This is a genomic window from Roseovarius sp. MS2, assembly GCF_051447875.1.
Lineage (GTDB): Bacteria > Pseudomonadota > Alphaproteobacteria > Rhodobacterales > Rhodobacteraceae > Roseovarius > Roseovarius mucosus_A.
This window is the reverse complement of the sequence record NZ_JBKHVF010000001.1, coordinates 2,565,099-2,590,236: the sequence shown is the minus strand read 5'-3', so window position 1 is coordinate 2,590,236 and position 25,138 is coordinate 2,565,099. Positions and strand designations below refer to the sequence as shown.

At 61.7% G+C, this 25,138-nt stretch carries 26 protein-coding genes; 18 read left to right on the top strand and 8 right to left on the bottom strand.

Annotated features, from left to right (window positions below):
* Nucleotides 1-29: 29 nt before the first annotated feature.
* Nucleotides 30-647 carry a TetR family transcriptional regulator gene (locus tag ACLGGT_RS12735; protein ID WP_437196378.1) on the bottom strand — a complete coding sequence of 206 codons (618 nt, stop codon included), beginning with the start codon at nt 645-647 and terminating at the stop codon, nt 30-32.
* A 260-nt stretch (nt 648-907) separates the two neighbouring features.
* The gene (locus tag ACLGGT_RS12730; protein WP_437196377.1) at nt 908-1,804 is read right to left on the bottom strand and encodes a LysR family transcriptional regulator; all 897 of its coding nucleotides are present in this window, start codon (nt 1,802-1,804) and stop codon (nt 908-910) included.
* A gap of 186 nt (nt 1,805-1,990) precedes the next feature.
* On the opposite strand from ACLGGT_RS12730, the gene bla reads away from it, so the two are divergent.
* A complete protein-coding gene (gene bla / locus ACLGGT_RS12725) occupies nt 1,991-2,875 on the top strand; it encodes a class A beta-lactamase (RefSeq protein WP_437196376.1) in 885 nt (294 codons plus the stop codon).
* Nucleotides 2,876-2,984: 109 nt separating this feature from the next.
* On the opposite strand, the gene ACLGGT_RS12720 is transcribed toward bla, so the two are convergent.
* On the bottom strand, nt 2,985-3,869 hold the full coding sequence (locus ACLGGT_RS12720) for a LysR substrate-binding domain-containing protein (protein WP_437196375.1): 885 nt from the start codon (nt 3,867-3,869) through the stop codon (nt 2,985-2,987).
* Between the two features lie 114 nt (nt 3,870-3,983).
* On the opposite strand from ACLGGT_RS12720, the gene ACLGGT_RS12715 reads away from it, so the two are divergent.
* Together ACLGGT_RS12715 and ACLGGT_RS12710 are read left to right on the top strand one after the other, a co-directional pair.
* Nucleotides 3,984-4,706, top strand: a complete 723-nt coding sequence (locus tag ACLGGT_RS12715) for an SDR family oxidoreductase (protein WP_437196374.1) — start codon at nt 3,984-3,986, stop codon at nt 4,704-4,706.
* 23 nt (nt 4,707-4,729) lie between these two features.
* Complete coding sequence (locus ACLGGT_RS12710; RefSeq protein ID WP_199861257.1) at nt 4,730-5,017, top strand: Atu4866 domain-containing protein; 288 nt, start codon at nt 4,730-4,732, stop codon at nt 5,015-5,017.
* 178 nt (nt 5,018-5,195) lie between these two features.
* On the opposite strand, the gene ACLGGT_RS12705 is transcribed toward ACLGGT_RS12710, so the two are convergent.
* Nucleotides 5,196-5,819, bottom strand: coding sequence for a TetR-like C-terminal domain-containing protein (locus tag ACLGGT_RS12705; RefSeq protein ID WP_437196373.1), 624 nt, complete (start codon nt 5,817-5,819; stop codon nt 5,196-5,198).
* 56 nt (nt 5,820-5,875) lie between these two features.
* On the opposite strand from ACLGGT_RS12705, the gene ACLGGT_RS12700 reads away from it, so the two are divergent.
* From ACLGGT_RS12700 to ACLGGT_RS12650, 11 genes are all read left to right on the top strand, one after another.
* The gene (locus ACLGGT_RS12700) at nt 5,876-6,313 is read left to right on the top strand and encodes a nuclear transport factor 2 family protein (protein WP_151978668.1); all 438 of its coding nucleotides are present in this window, start codon (nt 5,876-5,878) and stop codon (nt 6,311-6,313) included.
* The gene (locus ACLGGT_RS12695) at nt 6,310-6,477 is read left to right on the top strand and encodes a hypothetical protein (RefSeq protein WP_437196371.1); all 168 of its coding nucleotides are present in this window, start codon (nt 6,310-6,312) and stop codon (nt 6,475-6,477) included. Before ACLGGT_RS12700 ends, ACLGGT_RS12695 begins: the two co-directional genes overlap by 4 nt.
* A gap of 654 nt (nt 6,478-7,131) precedes the next feature.
* Nucleotides 7,132-8,100, top strand: a complete 969-nt coding sequence (locus tag ACLGGT_RS12690) for an alpha/beta fold hydrolase (RefSeq protein ID WP_437196370.1) — start codon at nt 7,132-7,134, stop codon at nt 8,098-8,100.
* Nucleotides 8,101-8,366: 266 nt separating this feature from the next.
* Complete coding sequence (locus tag ACLGGT_RS12685; protein ID WP_437196369.1) at nt 8,367-9,062, top strand: hydrolase; 696 nt, start codon at nt 8,367-8,369, stop codon at nt 9,060-9,062.
* Nucleotides 9,063-9,204: 142 nt separating this feature from the next.
* The gene (locus ACLGGT_RS12680) at nt 9,205-11,205 is read left to right on the top strand and encodes an amidohydrolase (RefSeq protein WP_437196367.1); all 2,001 of its coding nucleotides are present in this window, start codon (nt 9,205-9,207) and stop codon (nt 11,203-11,205) included.
* An 11-nt stretch (nt 11,206-11,216) separates the two neighbouring features.
* Nucleotides 11,217-11,459 (top strand): XapX domain-containing protein, encoded by a 243-nt coding sequence (locus ACLGGT_RS12675; RefSeq protein ID WP_437196366.1) that lies wholly within the window; start codon nt 11,217-11,219, stop codon nt 11,457-11,459.
* Entirely contained in the window at nt 11,456-12,280 is an 825-nt protein-coding gene (locus ACLGGT_RS12670; protein ID WP_081507989.1) for an efflux RND transporter periplasmic adaptor subunit, read from the top strand. Before ACLGGT_RS12675 ends, ACLGGT_RS12670 begins: the two co-directional genes overlap by 4 nt.
* Nucleotides 12,277-12,501 carry a hypothetical protein gene (locus tag ACLGGT_RS12665; RefSeq protein WP_422002277.1) on the top strand — a complete coding sequence of 75 codons (225 nt, stop codon included), beginning with the start codon at nt 12,277-12,279 and terminating at the stop codon, nt 12,499-12,501. The genes ACLGGT_RS12670 and ACLGGT_RS12665 overlap by 4 nt, the downstream gene beginning before the upstream one ends.
* Nucleotides 12,502-12,516: 15 nt before the next feature.
* Nucleotides 12,517-13,482 (top strand): pirin family protein, encoded by a 966-nt coding sequence (locus tag ACLGGT_RS12660; RefSeq protein ID WP_437196364.1) that lies wholly within the window; start codon nt 12,517-12,519, stop codon nt 13,480-13,482.
* Entirely contained in the window at nt 13,479-14,387 is a 909-nt protein-coding gene (locus ACLGGT_RS12655; protein WP_437196363.1) for a ring-cleaving dioxygenase, read from the top strand. Before ACLGGT_RS12660 ends, ACLGGT_RS12655 begins: the two co-directional genes overlap by 4 nt.
* 171 nt (nt 14,388-14,558) lie before the next feature.
* Nucleotides 14,559-14,864 carry a hypothetical protein gene (locus ACLGGT_RS12650; protein WP_437196361.1) on the top strand — a complete coding sequence of 102 codons (306 nt, stop codon included), beginning with the start codon at nt 14,559-14,561 and terminating at the stop codon, nt 14,862-14,864.
* Nucleotides 14,865-15,021: 157 nt separating this feature from the next.
* On the opposite strand, the gene ACLGGT_RS12645 is transcribed toward ACLGGT_RS12650, so the two are convergent.
* Entirely contained in the window at nt 15,022-15,822 is an 801-nt protein-coding gene (locus ACLGGT_RS12645) for an alpha/beta hydrolase (RefSeq protein ID WP_437196359.1), read from the bottom strand.
* A 701-nt stretch (nt 15,823-16,523) separates the two neighbouring features.
* Between ACLGGT_RS12645 and ACLGGT_RS12640 the strand changes: the two genes are divergently transcribed.
* Nucleotides 16,524-17,177, top strand: a complete 654-nt coding sequence (locus ACLGGT_RS12640) for a hydrolase (protein WP_081507983.1) — start codon at nt 16,524-16,526, stop codon at nt 17,175-17,177.
* Nucleotides 17,178-17,707: 530 nt separating this feature from the next.
* The gene (locus ACLGGT_RS12635; protein WP_437196357.1) at nt 17,708-18,340 is read left to right on the top strand and encodes a LysE family translocator; all 633 of its coding nucleotides are present in this window, start codon (nt 17,708-17,710) and stop codon (nt 18,338-18,340) included.
* A gap of 264 nt (nt 18,341-18,604) precedes the next feature.
* Here ACLGGT_RS12635 and ACLGGT_RS12630 read toward each other — a convergent pair whose 3' ends face one another.
* Nucleotides 18,605-19,516: a helix-turn-helix domain-containing protein gene (locus ACLGGT_RS12630; protein WP_008279992.1), complete on the bottom strand. Its 912-nt coding sequence runs from the start codon at nt 19,514-19,516 to the stop codon at nt 18,605-18,607.
* Nucleotides 19,517-20,597: 1,081 nt separating this feature from the next.
* On the opposite strand from ACLGGT_RS12630, the gene ACLGGT_RS12625 reads away from it, so the two are divergent.
* Both ACLGGT_RS12625 and ACLGGT_RS12620 read left to right on the top strand, forming a co-directional pair.
* Nucleotides 20,598-22,061 (top strand): catalase, encoded by a 1,464-nt coding sequence (locus ACLGGT_RS12625; protein WP_437197416.1) that lies wholly within the window; start codon nt 20,598-20,600, stop codon nt 22,059-22,061.
* A gap of 186 nt (nt 22,062-22,247) precedes the next feature.
* On the top strand, nt 22,248-23,504 hold the full coding sequence (locus ACLGGT_RS12620) for a DUF5996 family protein (protein WP_437196355.1): 1,257 nt from the start codon (nt 22,248-22,250) through the stop codon (nt 23,502-23,504).
* A 211-nt stretch (nt 23,505-23,715) separates the two neighbouring features.
* On the opposite strand, the gene ACLGGT_RS12615 is transcribed toward ACLGGT_RS12620, so the two are convergent.
* Both ACLGGT_RS12615 and ACLGGT_RS12610 read right to left on the bottom strand, forming a co-directional pair.
* A complete protein-coding gene (locus ACLGGT_RS12615; protein ID WP_437196353.1) occupies nt 23,716-24,465 on the bottom strand; it encodes an amino acid ABC transporter ATP-binding protein in 750 nt (249 codons plus the stop codon).
* Nucleotides 24,462-25,136, bottom strand: coding sequence for an amino acid ABC transporter permease (locus ACLGGT_RS12610; RefSeq protein ID WP_437196352.1), 675 nt, complete (start codon nt 25,134-25,136; stop codon nt 24,462-24,464). The genes ACLGGT_RS12615 and ACLGGT_RS12610 overlap by 4 nt, the downstream gene beginning before the upstream one ends.
* Nucleotides 25,137-25,138 lie beyond the last annotated feature (2 nt).

Sequence of the window (25,138 nt, the reverse complement as noted above, 5' to 3'; positions counted from 1 at the left end):
GACGCGCTGGCCCGAGTGGGCTGCCGCCGTCAGGCGACGGCGTCGCAGATGGGGAGTGTCGCGGCGGCCCGGATCGCCGAAAGGATGCGGGCCGTTGCCTCCTCAGACGTCACGTGCATACCGGCGTTGATCACGGCCGCGCTGATCTCTTCGTCCACCAGGCGCATCGCTGCTGTGATGGCAGCGGCGCAGAGCCTGACCTCGAAATCGTCCGCAGTCCGCGCCGCACGATCGGCGACGACGCCGATTAGCTCCATCTCCGCCGCATTACACGCCATGAGCCAGGCCGAGCGCAGGGCCGGTTCGCGGTGCAGGATCGCGAGGATCCGGACAGCGGCAATGCTGTCGCGGACGAAGGCATCGTCAGAGATGAATGTCGTCATGGACCGGGCCAGGAATTGGTCGATGCTTTCGGTTTTAGGCCATTGGCCGAGCAGTGCCGCGAAGCGCAATTCGCTGACTTTCAACACCGGTTCGACGCAGGCTTCCTTGGATCGGAAATATCGCCAGACAGTTCGCGTCGAGATGCCAGCCGCCGCAGCTATGTCGTCACCGCTGGTCGCATCAAAGCCCTTCTCCCAGAACAGCCTTGCTGCATGTCGGGATACGTCGAGCCGCGCGTCCTCTAGTCTCGATCCGTCTGTCACTCTGTGGCCTCCGTTCCCTCACGAGGGTGCCAATGGGTTGTTTTTCTCGTCGGGCAAGTGAACAGTTTCGTCGCACCCACACCACCTGTGTCACTAAGTGACATGGGCACTAGATGTCACTTAGTGACAGTAAGCGCAAGAGGGTAGCTGTTCTTTTGGCTCGCCACGCGCCACCACGATCACTGACTAAGCCAGATCATGCCCGCAGGCTGCGAGAACCCCCGGATTGGGCGATCCCAAAGTGCTGGTGGGTACAGGTGCTAGGCACTGGTGCCCAAGGCTGGTTCTGCCGATGCAGCAAGCAGCCAACTTCTGAAATCTCGCATGGCAGGTGTAGGCGGTCGGTCCGCAGGCCATGTCAGGCAATACCTACTCGCAGACACCATCGTGGAGAACGGCTGAACCAACCGCCCATCCGCAATGCGGCGTGTGAACATTTCCACCGGGAGGAGCGCCACGCCCCCGCCATCCGATGCAATCTCGGCCATGGCGAGCGAGGAATCGAATATCGGACCGGTCAGCGGTGGACAGAGTGCCCCTGCCTCTGCGAACCAGCGCGGCCATTCATCGCTGCGATAGCTCCGCAGCAGGACCTCGCGGCTGAGGCTTTCAGGGGTCGTCAGATATTCGGCCATCGACGGCGCACACAGCGGTGCGAGCGGAGCCTCGAGCAGCACGTCAGACTCAAGCCCGGTCCAGGAACCGCTGCCATAGCGGATCGCCATGTCGAGCCCCTCGCGCAAGATCTCGACGCGGTTGTTGTTGGTCGAGATGCGAAGATCAATCGACGGATGGTCCCGCCGGAACTCAGGCAGACGCGGCCAAAGCCAACCGACGGCAAAGGTCGTGACAACACCGATCTTCAACGTCTCGATGTGGCGATGTCCGGTAATACGGTCGAGCGTTCGCGCCATTGCGTCGAAGCCGTGTTCCAGAACAGGGTACAGCGCCCTGCCCTCATCGGTCGGCACCAATCCGCCGGATGCGCGCACGAACAATGTGACGCCGAGCCGGTCCTCGAGCCGTGCCACCTGATGGCTGACCGCGGCTTGGGTGACGCGCAACTCTATGGCGGCGCGGGTGAAACTACCCTGCCTATAGGCCGCCTCGAACACGCGGAGACCGTTCAGAGGCAGGTCCGGGCGATCCATCGGCATTACTCCAGCTAATGCCAAGCGTGATACTTTGTCGTTTGATGGCCGTAAAGCAGCAAACTAAGGGGCGCGGCGTGACATCATTTGATGTCTCGTAAATTCCAGACCTTGATGGTCGCCCGTCATCACTCGCCTTGAGCAGGCGACGAAGCGGTGCCATGCGCCATCGATTCAGACAAGGATGAACTCATGCTGACACATGCCGCGACGCTGCCCCTACTGGCTGCCGGGGTTTCCCTCGCACTGCTGACAGGCGCCCCTGCCTTTGGCCAGAACCCGAAACTGCATCTTGCCGCAACCATCGACCGCATCGAACAAAAGCTCGACGCGCGCGTCGGTGTTGTGATCCGCGACAGCGGCTCGGATTGGACCGTCAGCCATCGTGCCGAGGAGCGGTTCCTGATGGCCAGCACCTTCAAGACCATGCTGTGCGGCGCCGTCTTGCATCGTGTCGATGAGGGCGACCTCGACCTCGAAGAAAGGATTGCGATCAAGGCCGCAGAAGTCCTTGAGTATGCGCCTGTCACCGAAAAGATGGTCGGCGAAACGATGAGCGTGGGCGAACTATGCCACGCCGCGCTCGACATGAGCGACAACACGGCGACCAATCTGCTGATCGACCGGATCGAAGGACCGCAAAGCGTGACCGCATTTTTGCGCGAGATCGGCGATCCGGTGAGCCGTCTGGACCGCCGCGAGCCAGACGTGAACACCTTCGCGCCGGACGATCCGCGCGATACAACCACGCCCGAAGCGATGGTGTCGACGATGGAGACGTTGCTGACGGGCGATGCACTGTCCCCGCAATCGCGCGCGCAACTGGTCGACTGGATGAGCGACGGTGGCGTTACGGGCGCACTGATCCGTGCGAGCACGCCAGCGGGCTGGCATGTCGCCGACAGATCGGGAAGCGGGAATTTCAACCGCAACATCGTGGCGATGGTGACGCCGCCGGATCGGGAACCCTACTTCATCGCCATCTTCCTGTCGGATGCAGATGCCGACTTTAACACCCGCAACGGCGCTGTGATCGAGCTGTCCAAAGCCGTCATGCAGGTCGTGACAAGCCGGTGAGATGGTCGCGGCCGCGCCCAACGAGGCGCGGCCCCCCTCCACCAACGCAAGTCGAAGCGCGCAGAGATTTCCAGACTACGATTGCGAGGCTCCGACCGCGAAATCGTGATCAGTCCACAAATCGCCACTGGCGAATGTGATTGATCAGCGCCCGCAGCTTTGGTGCCATGTTCTGACGCTGCGGGAAATACAGGTAGAATCCTGAAAACGGCGGAAGGTAGCCCGTAAGCAACGGGACCAGTGCGCCACTATCGAAATGTTCTCTCATGCAGTCCCATGGCGCAAAGGTGATACCACCATCCGCCAAAGCCACCCGCAACATCAGACGCAGGTCGTTGGTTGTCACCTGTGGATCCACCATGACATCGAAGGGCTTGCCATTATCTTCGAACTCCCATCGCCACGGGGCCGTGTCGGGGGCGGGTCGCCATCCGACACAACGATGATCGAGCAGATCCTTGGGGTGGTTCGGTGCGCCATATCGCGCGATGTAGACGGGCGTGGCTGCCGCCACTTCGCGTTGCGGGCCGCCAACGGGCACGGCGATCATATCCTGCTCGATCACTTCGCCCAAGCGGACACCTGCATCGTAACCACCGGCGACGATATCCAACGCGTCATCTATGACCGTCACATCCACCGTAACCTTGGGATGCGCCTCGGCAAAACGCGCGAGCAACGGCCCCGACAGAAACTCCTCGGCAATGGATGTGACGGCCAATCGCAGCCGCCCACTCGGCACATCTTCATTGGCCTCAAGCGCGTCCTGTACCGCCGCCATTGGAGCGCGCAGGCTCTCGACCAGCCGGGCACCAGCCTCGGTCAGGCGAACCGAGCGGGTCGTGCGCATGACCACCTGTATGCCCAAGGCATCCTCCAGCCGGCGTATGCCTTGGCTCACAGCGGATCGCGTCACACCGAGCCGGTCCGCCGCAGCGCGAAAGTTCTGCTCTTCGGCAACGGCGAGCAGGAGTGGCAGCAAGTTCAAGTCCATAGGACGCCCCCATTGTCGCGCAATGCTAACCAACCAGTCCAGCAATAACGGTATACCGTTCACAATGATCTGCGTCCATCTTGCTTTTTGCAACAGGCAGATAAGGAGAAAATCATGGACAAGGTCATCTTGATTACCGGCGCCTCCAGCGGCATCGGCGAAGGCATCGCGCGCACGCTTGCAGCGCAGGGCGCGAAAATCTTGATGGGCGCGCGCCGCACGGATCGGCTGGACGCCATCGCACAGGACCTGCGTGGCCATGGGGCCGAGGTCGCGACTTGGTCGCTTGATGTCACCGAGCTTCGCTCCATGCAGGAATTTGCGCAAACGGCGCTCAACCTGTGGGGCCGCATCGACGTGCTAGTGAACAACGCTGGCGTGATGCCCCTGTCGCCCATGTCCGCCGTCAAATTCGACGAATGGGAGCGGATGGTGGACGTGAACATCAAGGGCGTTTTGTGGGGGATTGGGGCCGTTCTTCCGGTCATGGAACGGCAAGGCGAAGGCCAGATCATCAACATCGGCTCTATCGGCGCGTTGCAGGCCGTACCGACGGCGGCCGTCTATTGCGGCACAAAATTTGCGGTTCGGGCGATATCGGACGGGCTGCGTCAGGAAAGTAGCGCCATCCGTGTCACCTGCGTGAACCCCGGCGTGGTAGAGAGCGAACTCGCCTCCACCATCACCCACGAAGAGACGCAGGCGCTCATCGGGGATTACCGCGCCATTGCGCTGAAAACGGTTGATATCGCACGCGCCGTAAGCCAGTTGATCAACGCCCCGGCGACCGTGGACACAACCGAGATCACCATCCGCCCCACAGCATCCGCAAATTGAGGTCAACCATGGAGAAATCAGCCATGCTCACCGCCGTCCTTCTGGCCATCGGTGCCGAATTCGCCCGGAGTGAAACCCCGCACCCCTATGTCGGGATGTGGGTCACCGCCGACAACCGCATCCGGCACGAACTGCTGCCGAATGGCCGCTACGTCGAGGCCCGCGGCGAACGAGAACGCGCCTACGAAGGCCGCTATGAGATCAACGGCACATATATCGAATACTGGGACGACAGCGGCTTTACCGCCGACGGTGAATTCGTTGAACCCGATGTGCTGCATCATGCGGGCATGGTTCTCTATCGGAAGTAACCACGATCACGCTGGCACATTCTCACCCGTTTTAATCCGGAAGTCGTCGGCTCTTCCGCCTGAGGGGAGCCGACGCAGATCTCCGGACTATATGTGACTACTCACCACCAATGGATTTCAATCTCTCCAGCCCGAAACGGCTATAGAGCCTTCGGTAGGATTGTCGTGAACAAGAGAGTTAGCACCGGGGAGAGGACGCCCTTAGTGCCGCGACAATTGCGACTGCTTCGGTCGCAAGTTGGTCGCGCGTCGGGGTGATCCCCAAAACCACCATGCGCCAGTAGAGCGGTGCGGGAAGCAGATCGAGGGCCAGATCACGATCGACGGCCTGGTCCAACTCGCCCCGCGCAATCGCGCGATCGAGAACGACCTGTGCCTGCTCCCGGCGCGCTTTGGCAACCTGAGTGTTCAGATCTCGCATCGGCGCGGACCGTGCGGCCTCGGCATGAAGATCCGGTAGGATGCGTCGGATCATGGGATGGCGAAGGACCACTCTCAGGCGGATCATAAAGGCAAGTACATCGGCCTCCAGGCTTCCATGGTCGTCGGGCATGGCGATCGTCAACCCAATCGTTGACACTGCCGCGACTGCAAATTCGTGGTGCGACGAAAAGCGACGGTAGATCGCGGCTTTGCCGGCCCCCGCTCTAGCGGCAACCCTTTCTAGGCTTATGGCGGCAAAGCCGCGTTCCGCCCATTCCTCGAAGAAAGCGCGATAGAGCGCGTCGGTCAGATCGGCACGTTGCACGGCAGCCCCGGAAGGTTTTCGTCGGGATTTAACGACGGAACGGTTGCGTTCCAACGAAAGTACTCCTATGTGGTCGATACGTTACCGTTCCATCCATATGAGGTTCCATCATGGCTGACAAGTTCGATAGTTTCTCTGACCTGCTGCGCGCAGCATTAGGTGACCGGCTCGCCCCTGCGGACAGCTTGCTCGGTCTTTTCACAGATGACGTGATCTTTGAGTTCCCCTATGCGCCTGACGGGCTGCCAAAGCGGCTGGACGGCAAGGCTGCCCTTGCGGCGCATCTTGAAAAGCTCGGCCCGTTGCTCATCTTCGGGCCGATGGAGCTCGGCAGCGTACATGCTGCTGGCGATACGGTGGTCTTCGAGTTTTCCTGCAGCGGTACGGGCGTGAATACAGGTGCTCCTTATAATCAAAAGTACATTTCGGTGGTCACTGTGCGGGAAGGGCGCATTGCGCACTACCGCGACTATTGGAACCCGCTTGTCGTGCTGACAGCCTTGGGCGGCACCGAGGCTGCCGCCGCTGCGTATGAAGGGACAGCATGATGGTGGTCGAGCGGGTCCTCATCACCGATGTCATTGGCAGGCCGGTGCGCCAGATTTCTCTTGATCCTGCCGCTCTGGCAGCGCGCTTCGTGGCGCAGGGCCTTCCGCCTGACTACGCCAAGACGCTCACGGGTCTGGGCGCAAAAATCTCGGCGGGCGCTTAAGACTGTATGACCCCGGGCGTTGAGCGGATGACCGGGCAGCGGCCCACGTCATTCCGCGACCTTGCGCACCGCGTCTTCGTGCAGCTATCGCGCACAGATCCTTGCAAAGTCGATGTGCCGGATCGACCATCAGGAGTCATCACGCTTTGATCGGCTGACGGCCGCGAAAGCCTGACTGAAACGTCGGGAAAAAGAACTTGCGACGCCGGATGGGTTCGTCGACTGGGGGAGTTTGTTAGGCATGAGGCGTTGTCCGTGCTTGGGTCATTGTTACTCCAGATGTCGTGACCGCATGTCGATTTAGGCGCCGTGCAATCCTCTGTTCTCTATCGTCAAAAATGATGAAACGGCGTTCGAGAGTATCGCCGGGCATGTGAGATCATTGAGGGTCGCTGTCGTCGGATCGAGACGGCTTCCGAGGTCCAGAATTCCCGTACGTCGACACATACCTTCTTCCGCGTTGCGCCGATGCGGATGCCGGACAAAACCGGACTCGCATCGTGCAAACAGCGGGATGCAACAATGCGCAAATTCGGCACATGCACAGCAGAACACGCAACGCCGACGAGGCGGAGGCCGCCTAAGATGTCTTCGAAATTCCCGATGTACTGCATGCCGAACACCGATGACGCCTGACAAAGAAAGGGATCAGCAATGCGCATCAATGATCTGCCCCACACGACACTGACGCGGCGCACGGCTCTCGCCTCTGCTGGTGCTTTTGCCACGGCAAGTGCGCTGTCCCTTCCAAGTTTTGCCCAGGATCAAACACAAGGAGATTTTGACATGGCAGAGATCACTACCCCCGACGGCAATCGCATTTTCTACAAGGACTGGGGCCCGCGGGACGCTCAGCCGATCGTCTTTCATCACGGTTGGCCGCTGACCTCCGACGACTGGGACGCGCAGATGCTGTTCTTTCTCTCAAAGGGCTACCGGGTGGTGGCACATGACCGGCGCGGACATGGCCGTTCGGAGCAGGTCGACAGCGGCCACGACATCGACCACTACGCCGCAGATGCCTTTGCCCTGGCCGAGGCGCTGGACCTGCGCAACGCGGTCCACATCGGCCATTCCACCGGCGGCGGTGAGGTCGCGCGCTACGTGGCGCGGCACGGTGGACCGGCTGGCCGGGTGGCCAAGGCCGTTCTCGTCGCCGCCATCCCGCCGCTGATGCTGCAGACCGACGCGAACCCCGAGGGCACGCCGATGGAGGTTTTCGACGGTTTCCGCGCGGCTCTCGCCGGAAATCGCGCGCAATTCTTCCGCGACGTGCCCGCCGGTCCGTTTTACGGGTTTAACCGCGAGGGTGCGACGGTCCACGAGGGCGTCATTCAGAACTGGTGGCGGCAGGGCATGATGGGCAGCGCCAAGGCGCATTACGACGGCATCAAGGCCTTCTCGGAGACCGATCAGACAGAGGACCTGAAGGCGATGACCGTGCCGACGCTCGTCCTGCATGGCGAGGATGATCAGGTGGTTCCAATTGCAGCCTCGGCCGAAAAGGCGGTCAAACTGCTGCCCAATGGCACGCTCAAGACCTATCCGGGGTTCTCGCACGGCATGCTGACGGTGAACGCCGACGTGCTGAACGCCGACCTGCTGGCTTTCATCACGGGCTGAAACACCCATGGCCCGCCCTGCTGCGATTGTCCGTGCAGGCAACGCTTATCGTGCCAAACAAAGGAACTGTGCCATGTCGAAACGCGATGCCACTTTCCCACCAAACGCCACACGCTTTGGCAGCGTTCGGCGTCTGCTGGCTCGCCGGTTTTGATGTCGAGATCACGGTGATGGCGCGCATTCCGGGTTGATGCCCGATCAATCGCGGCACCTTGAGGCAAGCGAAAACACCCAAGAACACATGAAATCACCCAAGGAGAGAGCACATGACCAAGCCTGAACTACTAACCCCGGACAACTGCCAGATCATCTTTATCGACCACCAGCCACAAATGGCCTTTGGCGTTCAGTCGATCGACCGGCAGGTTCTGAAAAACAATGTTGTGGCCCTCGCCAAGGCGGCCAAGGTGTTCGACATCCCGACCACGATCACCACGGTCGAGACCGAAAGCTTCTCTGGTCACACGTATCCGGAACTGCTGGCAGTCTTCCCCGATCATCCGCTGCTCGAGCGCACCTCTATGAACTCCTGGGACGACCAGAAGGTGCGCAATGCGCTCGCCAAGAACGGCCAGAAGAAGGTCATTGTCTCTGGGCTCTGGACCGAAGTCTGCAACAACTCTTTCGCCTTCAGCGCAATGGCCGAGGGCGGCTACGAGATATTCATGGTCGCTGACGCCTCCGGCGGGACCTCGCAGGAGGCGCATGACTACTCTATGCAGCGCATGATCCAGGCCGGGGTTGTGCCGGTGACCTGGCAGCAGGTGATGCTGGAATGGCAGCGCGATTGGGCGCACCGTGAGACCTATGATGCCGTCATGAGCCTCGTGCGGGAGCATTCTGGCGCTTATGGCATGGGCGTCGATTACGCCTACACCATGGTTCACAAGGCGCCTGAGCGGGTCGAGCATGGAGAGCGTCTGGCACCCGTAGCCGCCGGATCGGCCGCCGCCACCGAATAGCGATCTCGATGCGCCGGGTCCGGCGGCTGCTCTGCCCCGCAGCCGCCCCATTCCCTGCCGACGCATCGAGCGGGCCTGCATCGCCCCGCAGGCCCGCCCTTACTTTCAGGCTGGGGTGAACAGTGCGGCTGGGACGTTTGACATGCACGAGACGCGACAACACCCGATCAAAACCGCCGCGCCGGTCACCCGCCGGTGGGTCACGAAATCAGGTGCCGCGCTTGGCGCGCTTGGGCTTTTTGCACCCGACACTGCGCAGGCACAATCCAACACGGAGGACGGCATGGCCGACACGATCATCAGAAACGCGCGTGTGACGACGCTTGATCCCGCGACGCCAGACGCCGACGCCGTCGCGATCCGGGATGGTCTCATCTTGGCAACGGGAAGAGAGAACGAGATCATGTGGCTGGCAGACTCGGACACGCATGTGATCGACGCGGGCGGCCGTCGCGTGATTCCCGGCCTCAACGACAGCCACACGCACCTGATCCGTGGCGGGCTCAACTACAATATGGAACTCAGGTGGGAGAACGTTCCCTCACTCGCTGACGCGCTGCGGATGCTGAAGGAACAGGCGGACCGCACCCCTGCCCCGCAATGGGTCCGCGTCGGCGGCGGCTGGTCCGAGTTCCAGTTCGCCGAGCGGCGCATGCCGACGCTTGACGAGATCAACACCGCCGCGCCCGACACACCCGTTTTCATCCTGCACCTCTACGGTCAGGCGTTGATCAACCGGGCGGCCATCGCGGTGCTGGGTTTCGGGAAGGAGACGCCGAATCCGCCGGGTGGCGAGATCCAGCGGGACGCCCAAGGCAACCCCACGGGCCTTCTTATCGCCAAGCCCTCGGCGCTCATCCTCTATTCCACCCTCGCGATGGGGCCAAAGCTGCCCCTCGAGGAGCAGATCAACTCTACCCGCCATTACATGCGCGAGATGAACCGCCTCGGTCTCACATCGGTGATCGACGCCGGTGGCGGCGGGCAGAATTATCCGGATGATTACGCCGTCATCCAGCAGCTGCACGACGCGGATCAACTAACGGTTCGAATCGCGTTCAATCTTTTTGCACAAACTGCGGGTGCAGAGCTTTCGGACTATGAGAACTGGGTAGCAATGACCGAACCCGGTGCGGGATCGAACATGCTACGGATGAACGGAGCGGGTGAGAACCTGACTTGGTCGGCAGCGGATTTCGAAAACTTCCTCGAACCCCGTCCCGATCTCGTCCCCACAATGGAAAGCGAACTGGAGCCGATCGTCGAGTTGCTGGCGGTGAACAAATGGCCGTTCCGCATCCATGCAACCTATGACGAAACGATCGACCGGTTCCTAACCGTCTTCGAGCGTGTGAACCAGCGCCAGCCGTTCGAGACGCGGTTCATCATCGACCACGCAGAGACGATTACGCCGCGCAACATCGAGCGGATCACGGCGCTTGGCGGCGGCATCGCTACGCAGCATCGAATGGCGTTCCAGGGGGAGTATTTTGTAGACCGCTACGGCGCGGAGGCGGCGCAGGCGACACCGCCAATCCGGCGGATGATCGACATGGGCACCCCGGTCGGTGCTGGCACCGATGCAACACGCGTGGCTTCTTACGACCCGTGGGTCAGCCTCTACTGGATGACCACCGGCAAGACGCTGGGCGGCATGCCGCTTTACAGCGAGGACAACCTGCTGACGCGCGAGGAGGCGCTGCGGCTCTGGACGCATGGGTCGGCATGGTTCTCGGGCGAGGCGAATGAAAAAGGCACGTTGGCGCCCGGCATGTATGCCGATCTCGCAGTGCTCTCGGCAGATTACCTGAGCGTGCCGCCTGACGAGATCCGGCAGATAAACGCCGTCCTGACCATGGTCGGCGGCCGTATCGTGCATGGCGAGGGCCCGTTCTCCGATCTTGCACCGCCGCTGCCGCCCGCCTCGCCGGGCTGGAGCCCAGTCGGCGCGGTCCCAAGTCCGGGCGCACGGCAGGCGACCGGTGCCACCGAGACGCGTATTGACCGCGCATGCCACGATGGCTGTGCCAGCGCCTGCTCGCTGCACGGCCATGACCACGGGATTGCCTGGACGAACCCCATTCCCGTGAAAGATGTAAAGTCCTTCTGGGGCGCGCTCGGCTGTTCGTGTTTTGCGGTGTGAGGGGAGGCAGGATGGATTGGAAACCCTATGCTGTGTCGTTTGCGTTCGGGCTCGCCGTCGGGGGGCTCTACGCACTTTTTGGCACACGCTCGCCCGCGCCGCCAATCATCGCGCTCCTTGGCCCGCTCGGAATACTGCTGGGCGAGACGGCGGTTTCATGGCTTAGGGACCGGACGACAGCCGCAGGGGCCGCCGCCCATTGCCTGCACGCGAAACATTTCGCAACGTCCGAGCGTCAGGAGACGGAGGGATGACGCGCTGTCTTGCCCTTCTGTTCGCAGTGACGACCGCGCATATGGCCGTCGCCGAACAACTTGTCTTTGAAGGACGGATCGAAGCCTCCGACCGTGCGGTCCTGTCCAGCCGCCTGAACGGCGTAGTAGCTGAAATCCTCTTCGAGGGTGGTGATCACGTCAAAGCGGGGCAGCCGCTGATCCGTCTTGATCCGACCGATGTGGCACTCGCACTGGAGATGACCGAGGCGCGGCTTGCCGAGGCGCAGGCACGCCTCGACGGGGCGGCCCGGCGAACCGCCCGTCAGGAAGAGATGCTTGACCGCGGGGTCGCTGCGGATGCCACTGTGGGTCCCGCCCGCACCGAAAGGGCGATGGCCGAGGCCGCGGTTGCGCTGGCAGAGGCCGAGCGGCGGCGGGCGGCGCTCGATCTCGAACGTGCGATCATACGCGCCCCGATCACTGGCCTCATCTCGCCGCCGGCCGTTGCCGTCGGCACCTTCCTCGAGGCGGAGGTTGCCCCGCCACTGGCGACGATCATCACGCTTGACCCGGCGGTCGTCGCCTACCAAGCACCCTATGCTGAACGGCTCGCCTCCCTCGAAGCGACCGGGTCCAGGACGGTTGCCGAGTTGCTGGAAACCGTCCGAGTAAAATTGCGGCTCCCCGGCGACAGGATCTATCCCGGAGAGGCGAGCCCCCATGCAGCAAGCCCCGAGGTCGACGCAGAGACTGGCACCGTAACCGTGTGGGCGCGGTTTCCAAACCCCGATGCGCTGCTGCGGCCCGGCATGGCCGTAATGGTCCTCTCGGAGATCGGCCAGACCGAGGTAGCGCAATGAGCGAGACCACCGCAGTTTCGATGCCAGTGTCCTTGGCCTTCGCCCCCTACGGGTGCAGGGCTTTGGCGATCCTTGGGCTTGCGACGGCCGTTTCTACTCTCGGAAGCTGGATGCACGATTTCGGCGCGCGCAGGCTTGGGCTTGGAACTTTTGCATCAAGTGCCGCGCCCAAGATATACTCTCTGGTGACCACAGCCGGTCGCCAGCCCGAAGACACCTAAACAGGAGACCAAAACATGAGCTGGAGCCCTTGCCCCGACCCAACCCTCGGTGACGCCGAAAGCGTCGATGCCATTGAGACAGTCATCGTTCCGCGCGCTGTCGATCTCGGCGAGATGACTGTGCGCAGGGCCCTACCCTCGACCGCGCGTCAGATGGTCGGGCCCTTCATCTTCTTCGACCAGATGGGACCAGCCGAGTTCCTAACCGATCAGGGCATTGATGTACGGCCGCATCCGCACATCAACCTCGCGACGGTAACCTATCTCTTGGAGGGTGAGATCCTGCACCGTGACAGTCTCGGAACCGAACAGGCGATCCGTCCCGGTGCCGTGAACTGGATGCGCGCGGGCCGCGGGATCGTCCACTCCGAGCGGACCGCGCCCGAGCTCAAGCGCACCGGGCAGCGGCTATTTGGGTTGCAGACCTGGATGGCGCTACCGGCTGCGGAGGAAGAATCCGATCCGGCCTTTATCCATCATGGTGAGCCGGCCCTGCCGACCATCGAGGACGGCGCGCTGACTCTCCGCCTGATTGCAGGCGCGCTCCACGGCGTGCGCTCGCCACTCGCGACGGCTTCTGAGACGCTCTATGCCGACATCGCTCTGGCGGCGGGCGGGACCTATCGCGTGGAGGCCACGCATGACGAGCGCGCACTTTACATCCTGACCGGCCCGATCGCTGTCGATGGAAAGACCCACGAGCCTGGGACCTTGCTGATCCTCGCTCCGCGCGCCGAGGCGGTGATCACGGCCGAGCGCGACGCACGCCTGATGCTTTTTGGCGGCGAGCCAATGGAGGGCCCGCGTTACATCTGGTGGAACTTCGTCTCTTCGCGCCCCGAACGCATTGAGCAGGCTAAAGAGGAATGGCGGCGCGGTCGCTTCGACACCGTGCCCGGCGACGAGGCGGAATTCATCCCGCTGCCCGAGACGAACAGTCCCCAGCAACGCGCCACGGGCCGTGAGGATCACCAGGCATGACCGCAATCCCGGGGCTGCACCACGTCACCGCCATCTGCTCTGCCCCGCAGACCAATCTCGATTTCTATACCGGCACGCTTGGCCAGCGGTTGGTGAAGAAGACGGTCAACTTTGACGATCCCGGCACGTATCATCTTTACTACGGGGACCGCGCCGGAACGCCGGGGACTATCATGACCTTCTTTCCCTTCGTCGGTTCCGGACCCGGACAGGCGGGCAACGGCATGGCCTCTGCCGTGGCCTACGCCTCTGATGCAGCGGGCCTTGACGCATGGGTGGACCTTTTGGCGCAGGGCGATGTCAACTTTGACGGGCCGGAGGAGCGGTTTGGTGCCAGGGTGATCACGCTCGCCGACCCCGACCGGCTGTCCATCGAAATCGCCGAGACCGCCGACATGGCGCCCGGCGGCTTCCATTCGGTCACGCTACGCCTTGCCGATCCAGAGCCGACCGCGCGGCTCCTGACCGGGATCATGGGCTACGAGGAGCTTGGCGAGGAGACCGGCCCCGGCCTGTCGCGCCTGCGCCTGCGCGCGCCGGGCGGAGAAATGGGCAGCGTCATTGATCTCGTGCGCGACGATGCCACAACGACCGCCCGACAGGGCGCGGGCACCATCCACCACGTCGCCTTCCGCGCCCGCAACACCGAAGAGCAGCGCAACTGGCAGGAACGCTTGCGTGCCGCGAGGCTCGACGTGACGCCGATCATCGACCGCCAGTACTTCACGGCGATCTACTTTCGCGAACCGGGCGGCGTGCTCTTCGAGATCGCCACGGACCCGCCGGGCTTTGCCATCGACGAGCCGGAGGAGGCACTGGGCCGCAACCTGATGCTCCCTAAGCGTTACGAACCGGACCGCGCGCGCATCGAGCACATTCTCCCGCCACTGTCCGGGCATATATGACGGACGATCCACACAGTGCTGGCCGCATCCACCGGCACGGGCCTAGCTAGCCCTCGTGCTCCTGCACAGTCGGGGACCGAGACCAACGAAACCTTCGACTGCGGCGCGGCCCTTGTTCCGGCCGGTGCTGCATTGTTCGCACCCTAAGCGGGCGGGCGGCAACTGAAGGCCGTGGGTGGCCTGTCGGGCGGCCTTGTCGGCACTGGTGATGCGACGGGCGACCCCTTTGGTAGCCTCAACGGTCATACGCCAAAACGCTTTGACTACGCGGCCGATCTGGCCGAATTGCCTAACTACTTTGGCTGCCACACCCGCGACCTGCATGTCCCGCTTACCCGCGTGCGAGAGGGCGAAGCGGTCCATGCAGGCTCGCAAGCTGATTGTCGAATGGCGATAAACCCCGGTGCCGGACACGCGACCACAACGCACGATATGTCCACTCTGCGCAGGCTGCTATCTGACCCGGCCCAGACATAGCTCTTCTTTCGCGTCCCGCACTTGAGATTATTCGTCAGCCTATTGCGCCACCCTTTTAACTTCGAGCATCCCAAATTCAGATTTTCGCATTGGGCAGTGCATGATCTTTGCACCCCGAACCGAGGTCACGCATTGAGACTCATAGCGTCTTTCCATCTCACTCCGTCGAAGCAGCGGCGGCCCCGGCATCCGTGCCTTGGACGGCCTCTGCCGCCCCCTTGGCTGCCGCATCGATCACGTCGGCAACCGCCTTCGGCTGCGTCAGGAACACGACATGGCTGCCGCGCACCTCAGTCGTCTCGGCGCCGATCCGACGGGCAGTGCTGCGAAGGAGATCTGGCGCGATGGCACCGTCCTCGGTGGCGACGACAAACCAGCTGGGCTTGGTCTTCCAGGCAGCGACAGTCACCGGCGCTGCAAGTGCGGCCATCGCGATTGGCACCTGAGCATCACGCAGAAACGCCGCCTCGGCCTCATCGGTGTCACCTGCAAAGCCGGCATGGAAGTGGTCGGCATTCAGGTAGGCAAAGCCGTCCGGCTGCTCTTCGGGCACAAAATTCGGAGGCGGCGGGATCTCGGAGTACTGATCAAGCGTGGATTGGCCGACCTCGGGCGCGAATGCGGCGACATAGACGAGGCCGACAACCTTCGGATCGGTGCCGGCCTCGGTGATCACGCTGCCGCCATAGGAGTGGCCGACGAGAATGACCGCGCCGTCCTGCCTGTTCAGCACACGCTGGGTTGCCGAGACATCGTCGGCGAAAGAGGTCAGCGGGTTTTGCACGATGCTCACATCATAGCCACGCGCGGTCAGCTCATCGTAGACCCCGCGCCACCCGGATCCATCGGCGAAAGCGCCGTGGACAAGGACGATGTTAGGGACGGGGTTGGCATTGACGCCGAAGGCAACACTGCCGGCCAAGGCTGCGGCGGTCAGGGTTTTCAGGGTATTGGGCACGGTCGTATCTCCTTTGTGAGTTGGAACACAATGCTGCCACTGGTCGTCGCGCCGTGAAGCGTGAACGGACAGACATCAAGCGCAGGCGCGTTGAAGGGACCAACAAAGCGCCACTGGTCACGCCGATCACAAGACCAACGACCAGCGAAATCACATCGAGTTGAAGATGGCGCAGGAGTTCGTGGCTCGCGGAACGGCAATGGGTAAACTCTAGCCAGCGCCCTTATGCCCTGCAGCGCCGAAGCTGTCGCGAAGGTGCCGATCTTGCTGCCTTTCTGATCTGTGCCGAAGAAACAGAGCCGCGAGACTGGGGCTGTTTCGGTCGAGCGCCCTTCTGCGGACGCATCTGGCCACCGCGACTATGGTCTCGCCCTCAGGGCAGGCCACGCCGGACGACCGCTATGGGGCGCGTGCGAGGTCATCCAAATCTTCATCCGGATCAACGGTGGCCGGTTCTGACGGACCCGTTCGGCCCTCGACAGCCGACAGATATCGGCATTGTCCGGCATCCCGACCAACCGCAAAGTTGCGGTGCACAAGCCTTTTGCAGTTTGCGTTCAGCAAGGGAAGCGCGCTTGGCAAAAGCGACATCACAGCAAGATCGGCACTGTCGCGGCAGTTCCCGCGCCGCGCTCCTTAGGCATCTTCTCTAGTTTTTGTCATAAGGACTCACCTCTTTCTCATACGCAAAGGATGATATCATGACCTTCCGCAACGGCCTCGACTCGCTTCTTCGACCCGAGGATTCGGTCCTCGTTCTGATCGACCATCAGCCCTATCAACTCGCGAACCTGAATAGCCACGACCCGCACATGGTGGTGAACAACACCACCGCACTGGCCAAATGCGCAAAGGTATTCGGCGTGCCCACAATCCTGACAACCGTCATCGCCGCCCGGGGTGGCGACCTCTTCCCCCATGTCAGCGAAGTGTTCCCCAACCAAGAGGTGATCGACCGCACGACAATCAACACCTGGGAAGATCCGAAGGTCGTGGAAGCGGTCAAGGCGACCGGCCGCAAGCAGTTGGTTATCGCCGGTCTCTGGACAGAGATCTGCGTGGCAATGCCCGCACTCCAAGCGGCGGGCGAAGGCTGGGACGTGACCGTCATCACCGACGCGTCTGGTGGCACGTCGGTCGAGGCTCATGAGGTCGCTATTCAGCGGATGATCGCGGGCGGCATCAACATGATGACTTGGCTGGCACTGGCATCGGAATGGCAGCGCGACTGGGCCCGGGCCGAGACTGCAATCGCTCTTAACGACGCCCTAAGGGACCATCTTGGCGGCAGCGCCATCGCCTATCTGTGGGAACAGCAGCTGCTCAACACAGAGGTTCCAAGCGTCGCCGCCTAACCTCGGCGGGGATGACGAAGCGCCTGGCCGCTCCCTCTTACGCGTTCAAGGACACAGGTGCCGAGATCGCCTTGGCCTCTCAATAGGGCGGGCAGCCGCCCAACGTCCAGACCGGCCAGACGCGGCGGTTCAAGGCGGATAGAGAGGCCAACAGGCTCGTTACGAACACGGCCAAACAGGCGAACGCGCGTGCGCTGATCGAAAGCTGTCTCGGGGCAAACAAGCCGGTCGCCCTAAGCTGCCATGCGCCCGGCGTCCTGCGCCATGTCACGGCGCCTGACCGGCACCGATGTCGCCAATACGGAGCACGGGCGCATTCCAACCGTGCATTCGTTCCTTTACCAACCGGGCACTTGTTCGGTGCCCCCCGTTTCGACCGGCACAGGCCCTTGCACGCCAGGCATTGTGCAAAGCCCTGCGGATCTCCAGCGATTGACCGCGCGGGCCTGCCTGTCCGCACCATCTTTGAACCCGAAGGCGCTGAGCCTACTGCGCCCAATCCTACATCAACCCTTTGCTCGGTGAGTGATATGGACCTTTCTGCCTACCTTACATTCGTGATTGTCAGCGCCGTCCAGACCGCGACGCCTGGCCCCTCTACGTTGTTCATCGTGAACAACGCCGTCGCCCACGGCTGGCGGCGCGCACTGGGCGCACTTAGCGGCGATCTAGTCGCAATCGCGCTGCTGGCCACGCTGTCCGTCGTCGGATTGGGGGCGCTGCTCCAAACCTATCCTGCCGCCTTTCTAACACTGCGCCTTGCCGGAGCCTTTTACATCATCTGGCTCGGTTTGACCTTTCTACGCGCCGCGCCCCCGCAACCACATCCGTCGGCACAAAAGACCATCCGCGAACAAAGTGGATTGGCGCTTTGGATCAACTCCTTCGGCGTTGGCATCAGCAATCCCAAGGCCGTACTCTTTTTCGCCGCGCTGTTTCCCCAGTTTCTTCCGGCTGGCAGCGGAACGGCTGTCTTGGCCCTTTTGGTTTCAACATTCGTGGTCGTGAAATTCGTCATTCTCGGGGGCTACGCGATCGGAGCGCGACAGGCGGTGCGGCTCCTGAGCAAGCCCGAACATGCAAAGCGTGGACGCATGCTGACCGGGATCATCTTCCTCGCCTTCGGGGCGATTATGATCTGGTCTGCGCTGACCGCCACATAAGACCACGTCGCCATGCACGGGCTGACCCGTGGCTGGGCCAAAGCGCCTCAGATAGGCGTCGACATCTTCCGCGTCGAGGGCGGGAAGCTGGCGGAACACCGGGAGGTTCTAGAGAGCAAGATGCCACAACTCTTGGCACCGCCGGCCTGATGATGTTCGACCCTGGGCAAGACACGCATCAACCCTGAACGGAACATGCGTGAACGTCCCTTTTCGTTGGGTCTGGGACATACGTGCCTGCGTCCCGGCTTACACCGGCAAGCATCACCGCAGCGTGTAGGAGCGCACCGGGTCACGAACGGCCCTGCGATAATCGGACGGGCTCACGCGCATTAGCTTGACGAAAACTCTGGCGAGGACCTGGTTGGACGAATAGCCAACCTCAAGCGCGATCTGCGTGACCGGCAGGTCCGTGTGTTCGAGCAGTTCGCACGCCTTCTCCACTCTCAGCCGCGTCATGTAGACCCGTGGCGGCACCCCGACGCTCTGTTTGAACATGCGGGCGAAATGGTAGGGTGAGAGCCGCGCCTCGGCCGCCAGATTATCCAGACTGATGTCTTCCGAGAACCGCTCATGCATCAGCTCGAGGCAACGACGTTCTGCCCACGGCGCAAGGCCGCCCCTTGCCGGAGCAAACGGCGTTCCGCCCAAGCGGCAGAGTTCGGCGAGGATCTCGCAGCCCGCGGCCCGCGCAAGCAGCCGCGACGGTGCCCCTTCGTCCTCGCAGAGTGCCCAAAGGTTCCGCAGCGCCGACCGGATGGACGGCGAGTCCAACACTAGGCCGTAGGTAAAGGAGGTGTCTAACGAGAACCGACCGTCGGCGGCCTCGTCGAGCACGTCCTGCCACTGCGCCAAGGGAAACACCAAGCTACGAAGCCGATGGCTTTCGTCATTGATCACTGTGGTCGCAAAGTCAGGCGCGGCCAAGGCGAGAGTGCCTTTACCGGTTCTCACATCAAAGCGGCCTCCTCCCAAGTTTCCCCTGACACGACTACAGCCAAGCATGTCCTCCATTAGGACGATGTCCGGCAAGGCCGGGCGAGACATGTCTCCGGCCGGGCGTGCCACTTCCAGAAGATCCAAGACCCCACCGGATGATTTTCTGGCCCGCACATAGGACGCATGTTGGCCCTCGCTGTGCCACTGGGCGAATGAAGAATGCGCATGAAAGGTCATTGTCGTCCCTCTAGAGCCACACGCGCGCCAAAGGGTTTTCGCGCCCGTTGATTAAGACGCCTGTCGACCTTCGCGATGGGGAGGACGAATATGCAGGCAGTGTCATCGTTGCATCTCCCATCAGGGAGACAAGCCGAACTTCAAAACAAACATGTCTGTTCGGCAGCGTTGGTACCGATGTTTCACTATCTACGTTGACCTTGAGAATATTAGTCGAATCTGACGTTGATCGCAACAAACGAAGACCGATGACGCGGCGGCGGTTCGCCCTGAGTGTTCCCCATGGTCAGGAGTTTGTTGCGCCACCAACAAGCAGGAACAGGTTGCATCAAGCGAAAAACGTCTTGGGCATCGCGACGCAAACCTGAGTTCAATCTGCTCTTCTTACCAAATATTATGTATTTGATAGTCATATATAAATCAGGAAAAAATCCCGATAACGGACAAGGATTTCTTGCGAAAGCCACCATCAAGTCCGGTTGCAACAGCTGTTAGGGAGGAATTGATTGCGGCGACCAAATCAGGTGCTTTGGTCAGGCAATTGACGGGCGTCAGTTCGTGGAGGACGGCAAATCTATCCGCAAGAGCGGTGCCATTGCAGCAATGTCAGCGCGTCGTTTCCGCCATCTTCGGCTGCTTCGCTTTCGTGGCCGGGCGCGGCTTGGTCGGACTATGGCCTGACACGTACCATGAAATGCGCTGTCGATTTGTCGGAAAAGACCGGGTGATCACGTCGGTGCGGCACCACCCCCTCTGGCGTAACGGCCACTGACCGACAGCAGGAATTCAAGCCATTCGCAGAAACTCAACCGTCCAGAGCAAGCCCGATACAGATACCGGTAAGTAGACGCAGTGGACTAACTGCGACCTTCCGCACGCAGACCCGAGTGACCGGCCCGTGCGCATCAAATCGCAAGAGCGGCATCGTCGTAGCAGGATCAGGAACGTGGGGGCGGACGGCACGCGCTAGACCTGTCTCACTGCAACGCTTTGCGCCCAAACCTCTGCGAACCAGCACGATCTTGTGTGGGCGGACAAAGCAAGCCGGAAAACGGCATGGCTCCAACGAACAGGATTGACCATGACTACCCAAGATTCCCCGACATCACGTCTGACAACCACTGCTGGCGCACCCGTCGCCGACAATCAGAACAGCCTCACCGCCGGGGATCGTGGCCCTGTTCTGATTCAGGACTGGCAGCTGATCGAGAAACTGGCCCATCAGAACCGCGAGCGAATTCCCGAACGTGTTGTCCATGCAAAGGGCTGGGGCGCGTATGGGACGTTGAGGATCACAGGCGACATATCGCATCTGACCTGTGCAGACGTGCTGCAACCCGGCACCGTGACGCCAATGATCGCGCGCTTTTCAACCGTGGCCGGGGAAGCGGGTGCTGCAGACCATGAGCGGGATGTGCGTGGCTTTGCGCTCAAGTTTTATACCAACGAAGGCAACTGGGATCTCGTCGGAAACAACACGCCGGTCTTCTTCGTGCGCGATCCGCTCAAGTTTCCAGACTTTATCCACACGCAAAAACGCCACCCGCGCACCAACCTGCGATCACCCACCGCCATGTGGGACTTCTGGTCGCTCTCACCCGAGAGCCTGCACCAGGTGACAATGCTGTTCTCGGATCGCGGCCTGCCCGTCAGCCCAATGCATATGAACGGCTATGGCAGTCACACCTACAGCCTCTGGAACAACGAGGGCACGCGGGTCTGGGTCAAGTTCCACTTCAAGACCCGACAGGGTCATCGCCATTACACGAACAGCGAAGCGCAAGACGTCGTGGGGCGAACTCGCGAAGGCTATCAAGAGGCGCTGTTCGGCGCGATCGAGGCGGGGGAGTTCCCGCAATGGACTGTAGAGTTGCAGATCATGACACAGAACGAAGCGGAGGCGTTCGCGTTTAACCCGTTCGATCTGACCAAGGTTTGGCCCCATGCGGAGTTTCCCCCGATCAAGATCGGCGTGCTCGAACTTGACCGCAATCCCGACAACTATTTTGCCGAGATCGAGCAGCTTGCCTTTAGCCCGTCAAACGTCGTGCGCGGCATCGGCCACTCGCCGGACCGGATGCTGCAGGGCAGGATCTTTGCCTATGCCGACGCCCATCGCTACCGGCTGGGCACCCACTACGAGGCGCTGCCGGTCAATAGACCGCGCTGCCCAGTGCATCATTATCACAAGGACGGGGCGATGCGCTTTTTCGACGCCGCAGCCAATCCGGACGCCTATTACGAGCCGAACAGCCTAGACGGTCCGCAGCAGGATGCGTCCTTCGCCGAACCAACGATCGACCTTCAGGGTCCGGTCGGCCGGTTCGACCATCGCGACGGCAACGACGATTTCATCCAGCCGCGCGCGCTGTTCCAGCTTTTCGACCAAGAGCAGAAAGACCGGCTCTACGCCAATATCGCCACGGCTATGTGTGGCGTTCCTGCCGCCATCACCGAGCGGCAGATCCGGCTGTTCCACTGGGTTCATCCAGATTTCGGCGCGGGTGTCTGCGCGGCGCTTGATGCGATGGACCCGCAATTCTGAACCAAGCCAGCGCGGAAAGAATGAGATGAATAAATCGGGGGCCCCTCGAAGCAGGCCTTCACAACAGAGCCGACAGAGACGCTATCGACACGCGCTACCGACGGGAATGCCGAGCCGCCTTTCAATCGACAGAGGATCGAATGACCAGAGTCCATCGTGACACAGGGTGAAGGGAGAAGAAACGCGATGAGCACCGAATGGCCTCACCTCGACTACCTCGGGTGGCGAGAGACCTGCTCTGCCCTCCACCTATTTTTGCAGATTGCAGGTAAATACCGGCTCGCGCATACGCCGTGGCTTAACCATTCCTGGAACGCGACATTCTATGTCACGCCGACGGGGCTGGCATCTTCTCTGATCCCCGACGGTCCGGGCATCGAGCTCCTGTTCGACTTTCGAGTGCATATGGTCGTGGGAAGCTGTGGCAACGGCCACCGGGCGTCTTTCGCGCTCGGGCCGACCACGGTCGCGGCATTTCGTGCAGAGTTCGAGACGCTGATCACCGACCTTGGGGGCACGCCGAGCTTCAACGATACCCCGAACAAGGTGCCCTACCCCGTGCCGTTCAGCGAGGATCATCGCGACCGGCCCTATGACCGGGACGCGGTGCAGCGCTACCATCAGGCATTGGTGGCGATCGACAGGGTGTTCCACCGGTTCCGAACGTCCTTTGTCGGCAAGTCCAGCCCGGTCCACCTGTTCTGGGGCGCGCTGGATCTCGCCGTGACCCGTTTTTCGGGGCGGCGCGCCCCGCTACATCCCGCCGGGATCCCGTTTCTGCCAGACGACGTGGCGCAGGAAGCCTATGACCGCGAAATGTCCGCCGCCGGGTTCTGGCCGGGCGGCAATGGCATCGACTACCCCGCCTTCTATGCCTACGCCTATCCGTCCCCCACCGGGTACCGAAGCGCGCCGGTGCGTCCCGACGCGGCCTTTTGGCACGCGGGGCTGTCGGAATTCATGCTGCCCTACGAGGCGGTACAGAGCGCGCCAGATCCCGAAGAGACGTTGATGGCGTTCTTGGTCTCGACCTACGAGGCCGCGGCCAACCTTGGCGGATGGGACCGCGACCTTCTGGAATGCGCCCATGGACGCCCGCGTCACGTGCGCGCGCCCAATGCCACACAGACGATTGCCGCCTTGGCGACGGATGGCACGGTCGAGCGGGAAGACGGCCCGTCAAAGGGGCGCTATCGGCTTGTCGTTGATGGTGTCGAGGCCGAGATGAGCTATAGCCGCGTCAGCGCAAGCCAGATCATCATTGATCACACCGAAATCCCCGACGCCTTGCGGGGTCGCAAGGTTGGAGCAAGGCTGTTGCAACAGGCGATCGAGGACGCGCGGCAGGATCAGGTGGTCATCATCCCACTCTGCCCGTTCGCGAAGGCGATGATCGGTCGCCATCCGGAATGGCAAGACGTGTTGTCCCCATCAAAGACCTGACCGTCGTGGATCGACCTTGTGGGCTCAAAGCCCTTGGCGATTTACGGATCACGGTTTCCGAGGGCCTCTATCCGGGCGACACTCTGTTCGCACTGTCACGCGAAGCCCCGGAGCAGCTTGCGTTCTCACAGACTGGCCTTCTTCTAAGGCTCCCCCTCACGAACTCAGCCTTGAAACGACGAACACCAAATTCGAACAACGTGCACTGGCTTCAACCATCTATCCGGGCCAGAAACCGCCGGAGCCGCACATCCTGTGGCGCTTCGAAGATCTGCGCCGGTGTGCCCTGCTCGACGATCTTGCCACCGTGCATGAAGAGGATGCGATCGGCAATCTCGCGGGCAAACTGCATCTCGTGGGTGACGATCAGGATTGTCTGTCTCTGCTCCGCAACCCGGCGCATCAGATCGAGCACTTCTCCGACCAACTCCGGGTCCAGAGCCGAAGTCGGTTCGTCGAACAGCATCAGCTCCGCTCCAAGTGCCATCGCGCGGCCAATGCCGACCCGCTGCTGCTGCCCGCCGGATAGCGCCGCTGGATAGCTGTCGGCCTTGTCGGCGAGACCGGTCTCGGCAAGCACAGCTTTGGCGCGCGCAACGGCCTCGGACTTGGGCAAGCGCTGCACTGTTATCAGCGCCTCCATGATATTCTCAATCGCCGTCTTGTTGGCGAAAAGCGCGTAGTTCTGGAACACGAACCCGGTGCGCCGCCGCAGGCCAAGGATTTCAGAGTTGCGTGCATGGGCGGCATCCACCGTCAGATCGCCAATAGAGATCAGACCAGCATCCGGCCGGTCGAGGTAGTTGAGGCAGCGAAGCAGGGTCGATTTTCCGGTGCCCGAGGGACCGATGATCACCACTCGCTCGCCTGCAGCAATGTCGAGGTCGATACCGTCAAGGACCGGCTTTCCGCCGAATGTCTTTGTCAGTCCCCTGATCGAGATTCCGGTCGTCGATGTCATCGCGCGTAAGCCTTATCGAGATAGCTCTCCAAAGCTTTCTGGCCCTGATTGAGCGCTTCGACCATACCCCAGTAGATCACCGCCACGACAAGAAAGGCCTCGAAGTAAAGGAAGCTGCCGGCAGCTTCTTTCTGGGCGGCGCCCATCATCTCGGTGACACCAAGGGTAAAAGCGAGCGAGGTCGCCTTGAGCATGTCGATGAAGTAATTGACCAGCGTTGGCGCCGCCACACGGGCGGCCTGCGGCAGAATAATGCGCTGCATCAACTGCAACTGGGTCATCCCAATAGACTGGCCCGCCTCCCACTGGCTGCGGTCGACGCTGATGATTGCGGCGCGGATTGATTCTGCCATATAGGCCGCGAAGTGCAGCATCAGACCCAGGATCGCCGCCGTGACCCCGTCGATCCTGGTCAGAACAGACAGTACCTGTGGCAGCCCGTAGTAGAACAGAAAAAGCTGCACCAGAAGCGGAGTGCCGCGAAAGAAGCTGATAAAGACAATCACCAGCCAATCCAAAATCGGCACACGCACAACCCGTTCAACCGCCAGAAGGGCTGACAACACCAGCGCGCAAACCATGGCCACTGATGCCATTGCCAGCGTCAGCGGCACATAGCTCAGGATCACCGGCATCAAGCCGACCATGTACCCGATGTCGAGCCCCCGCACGG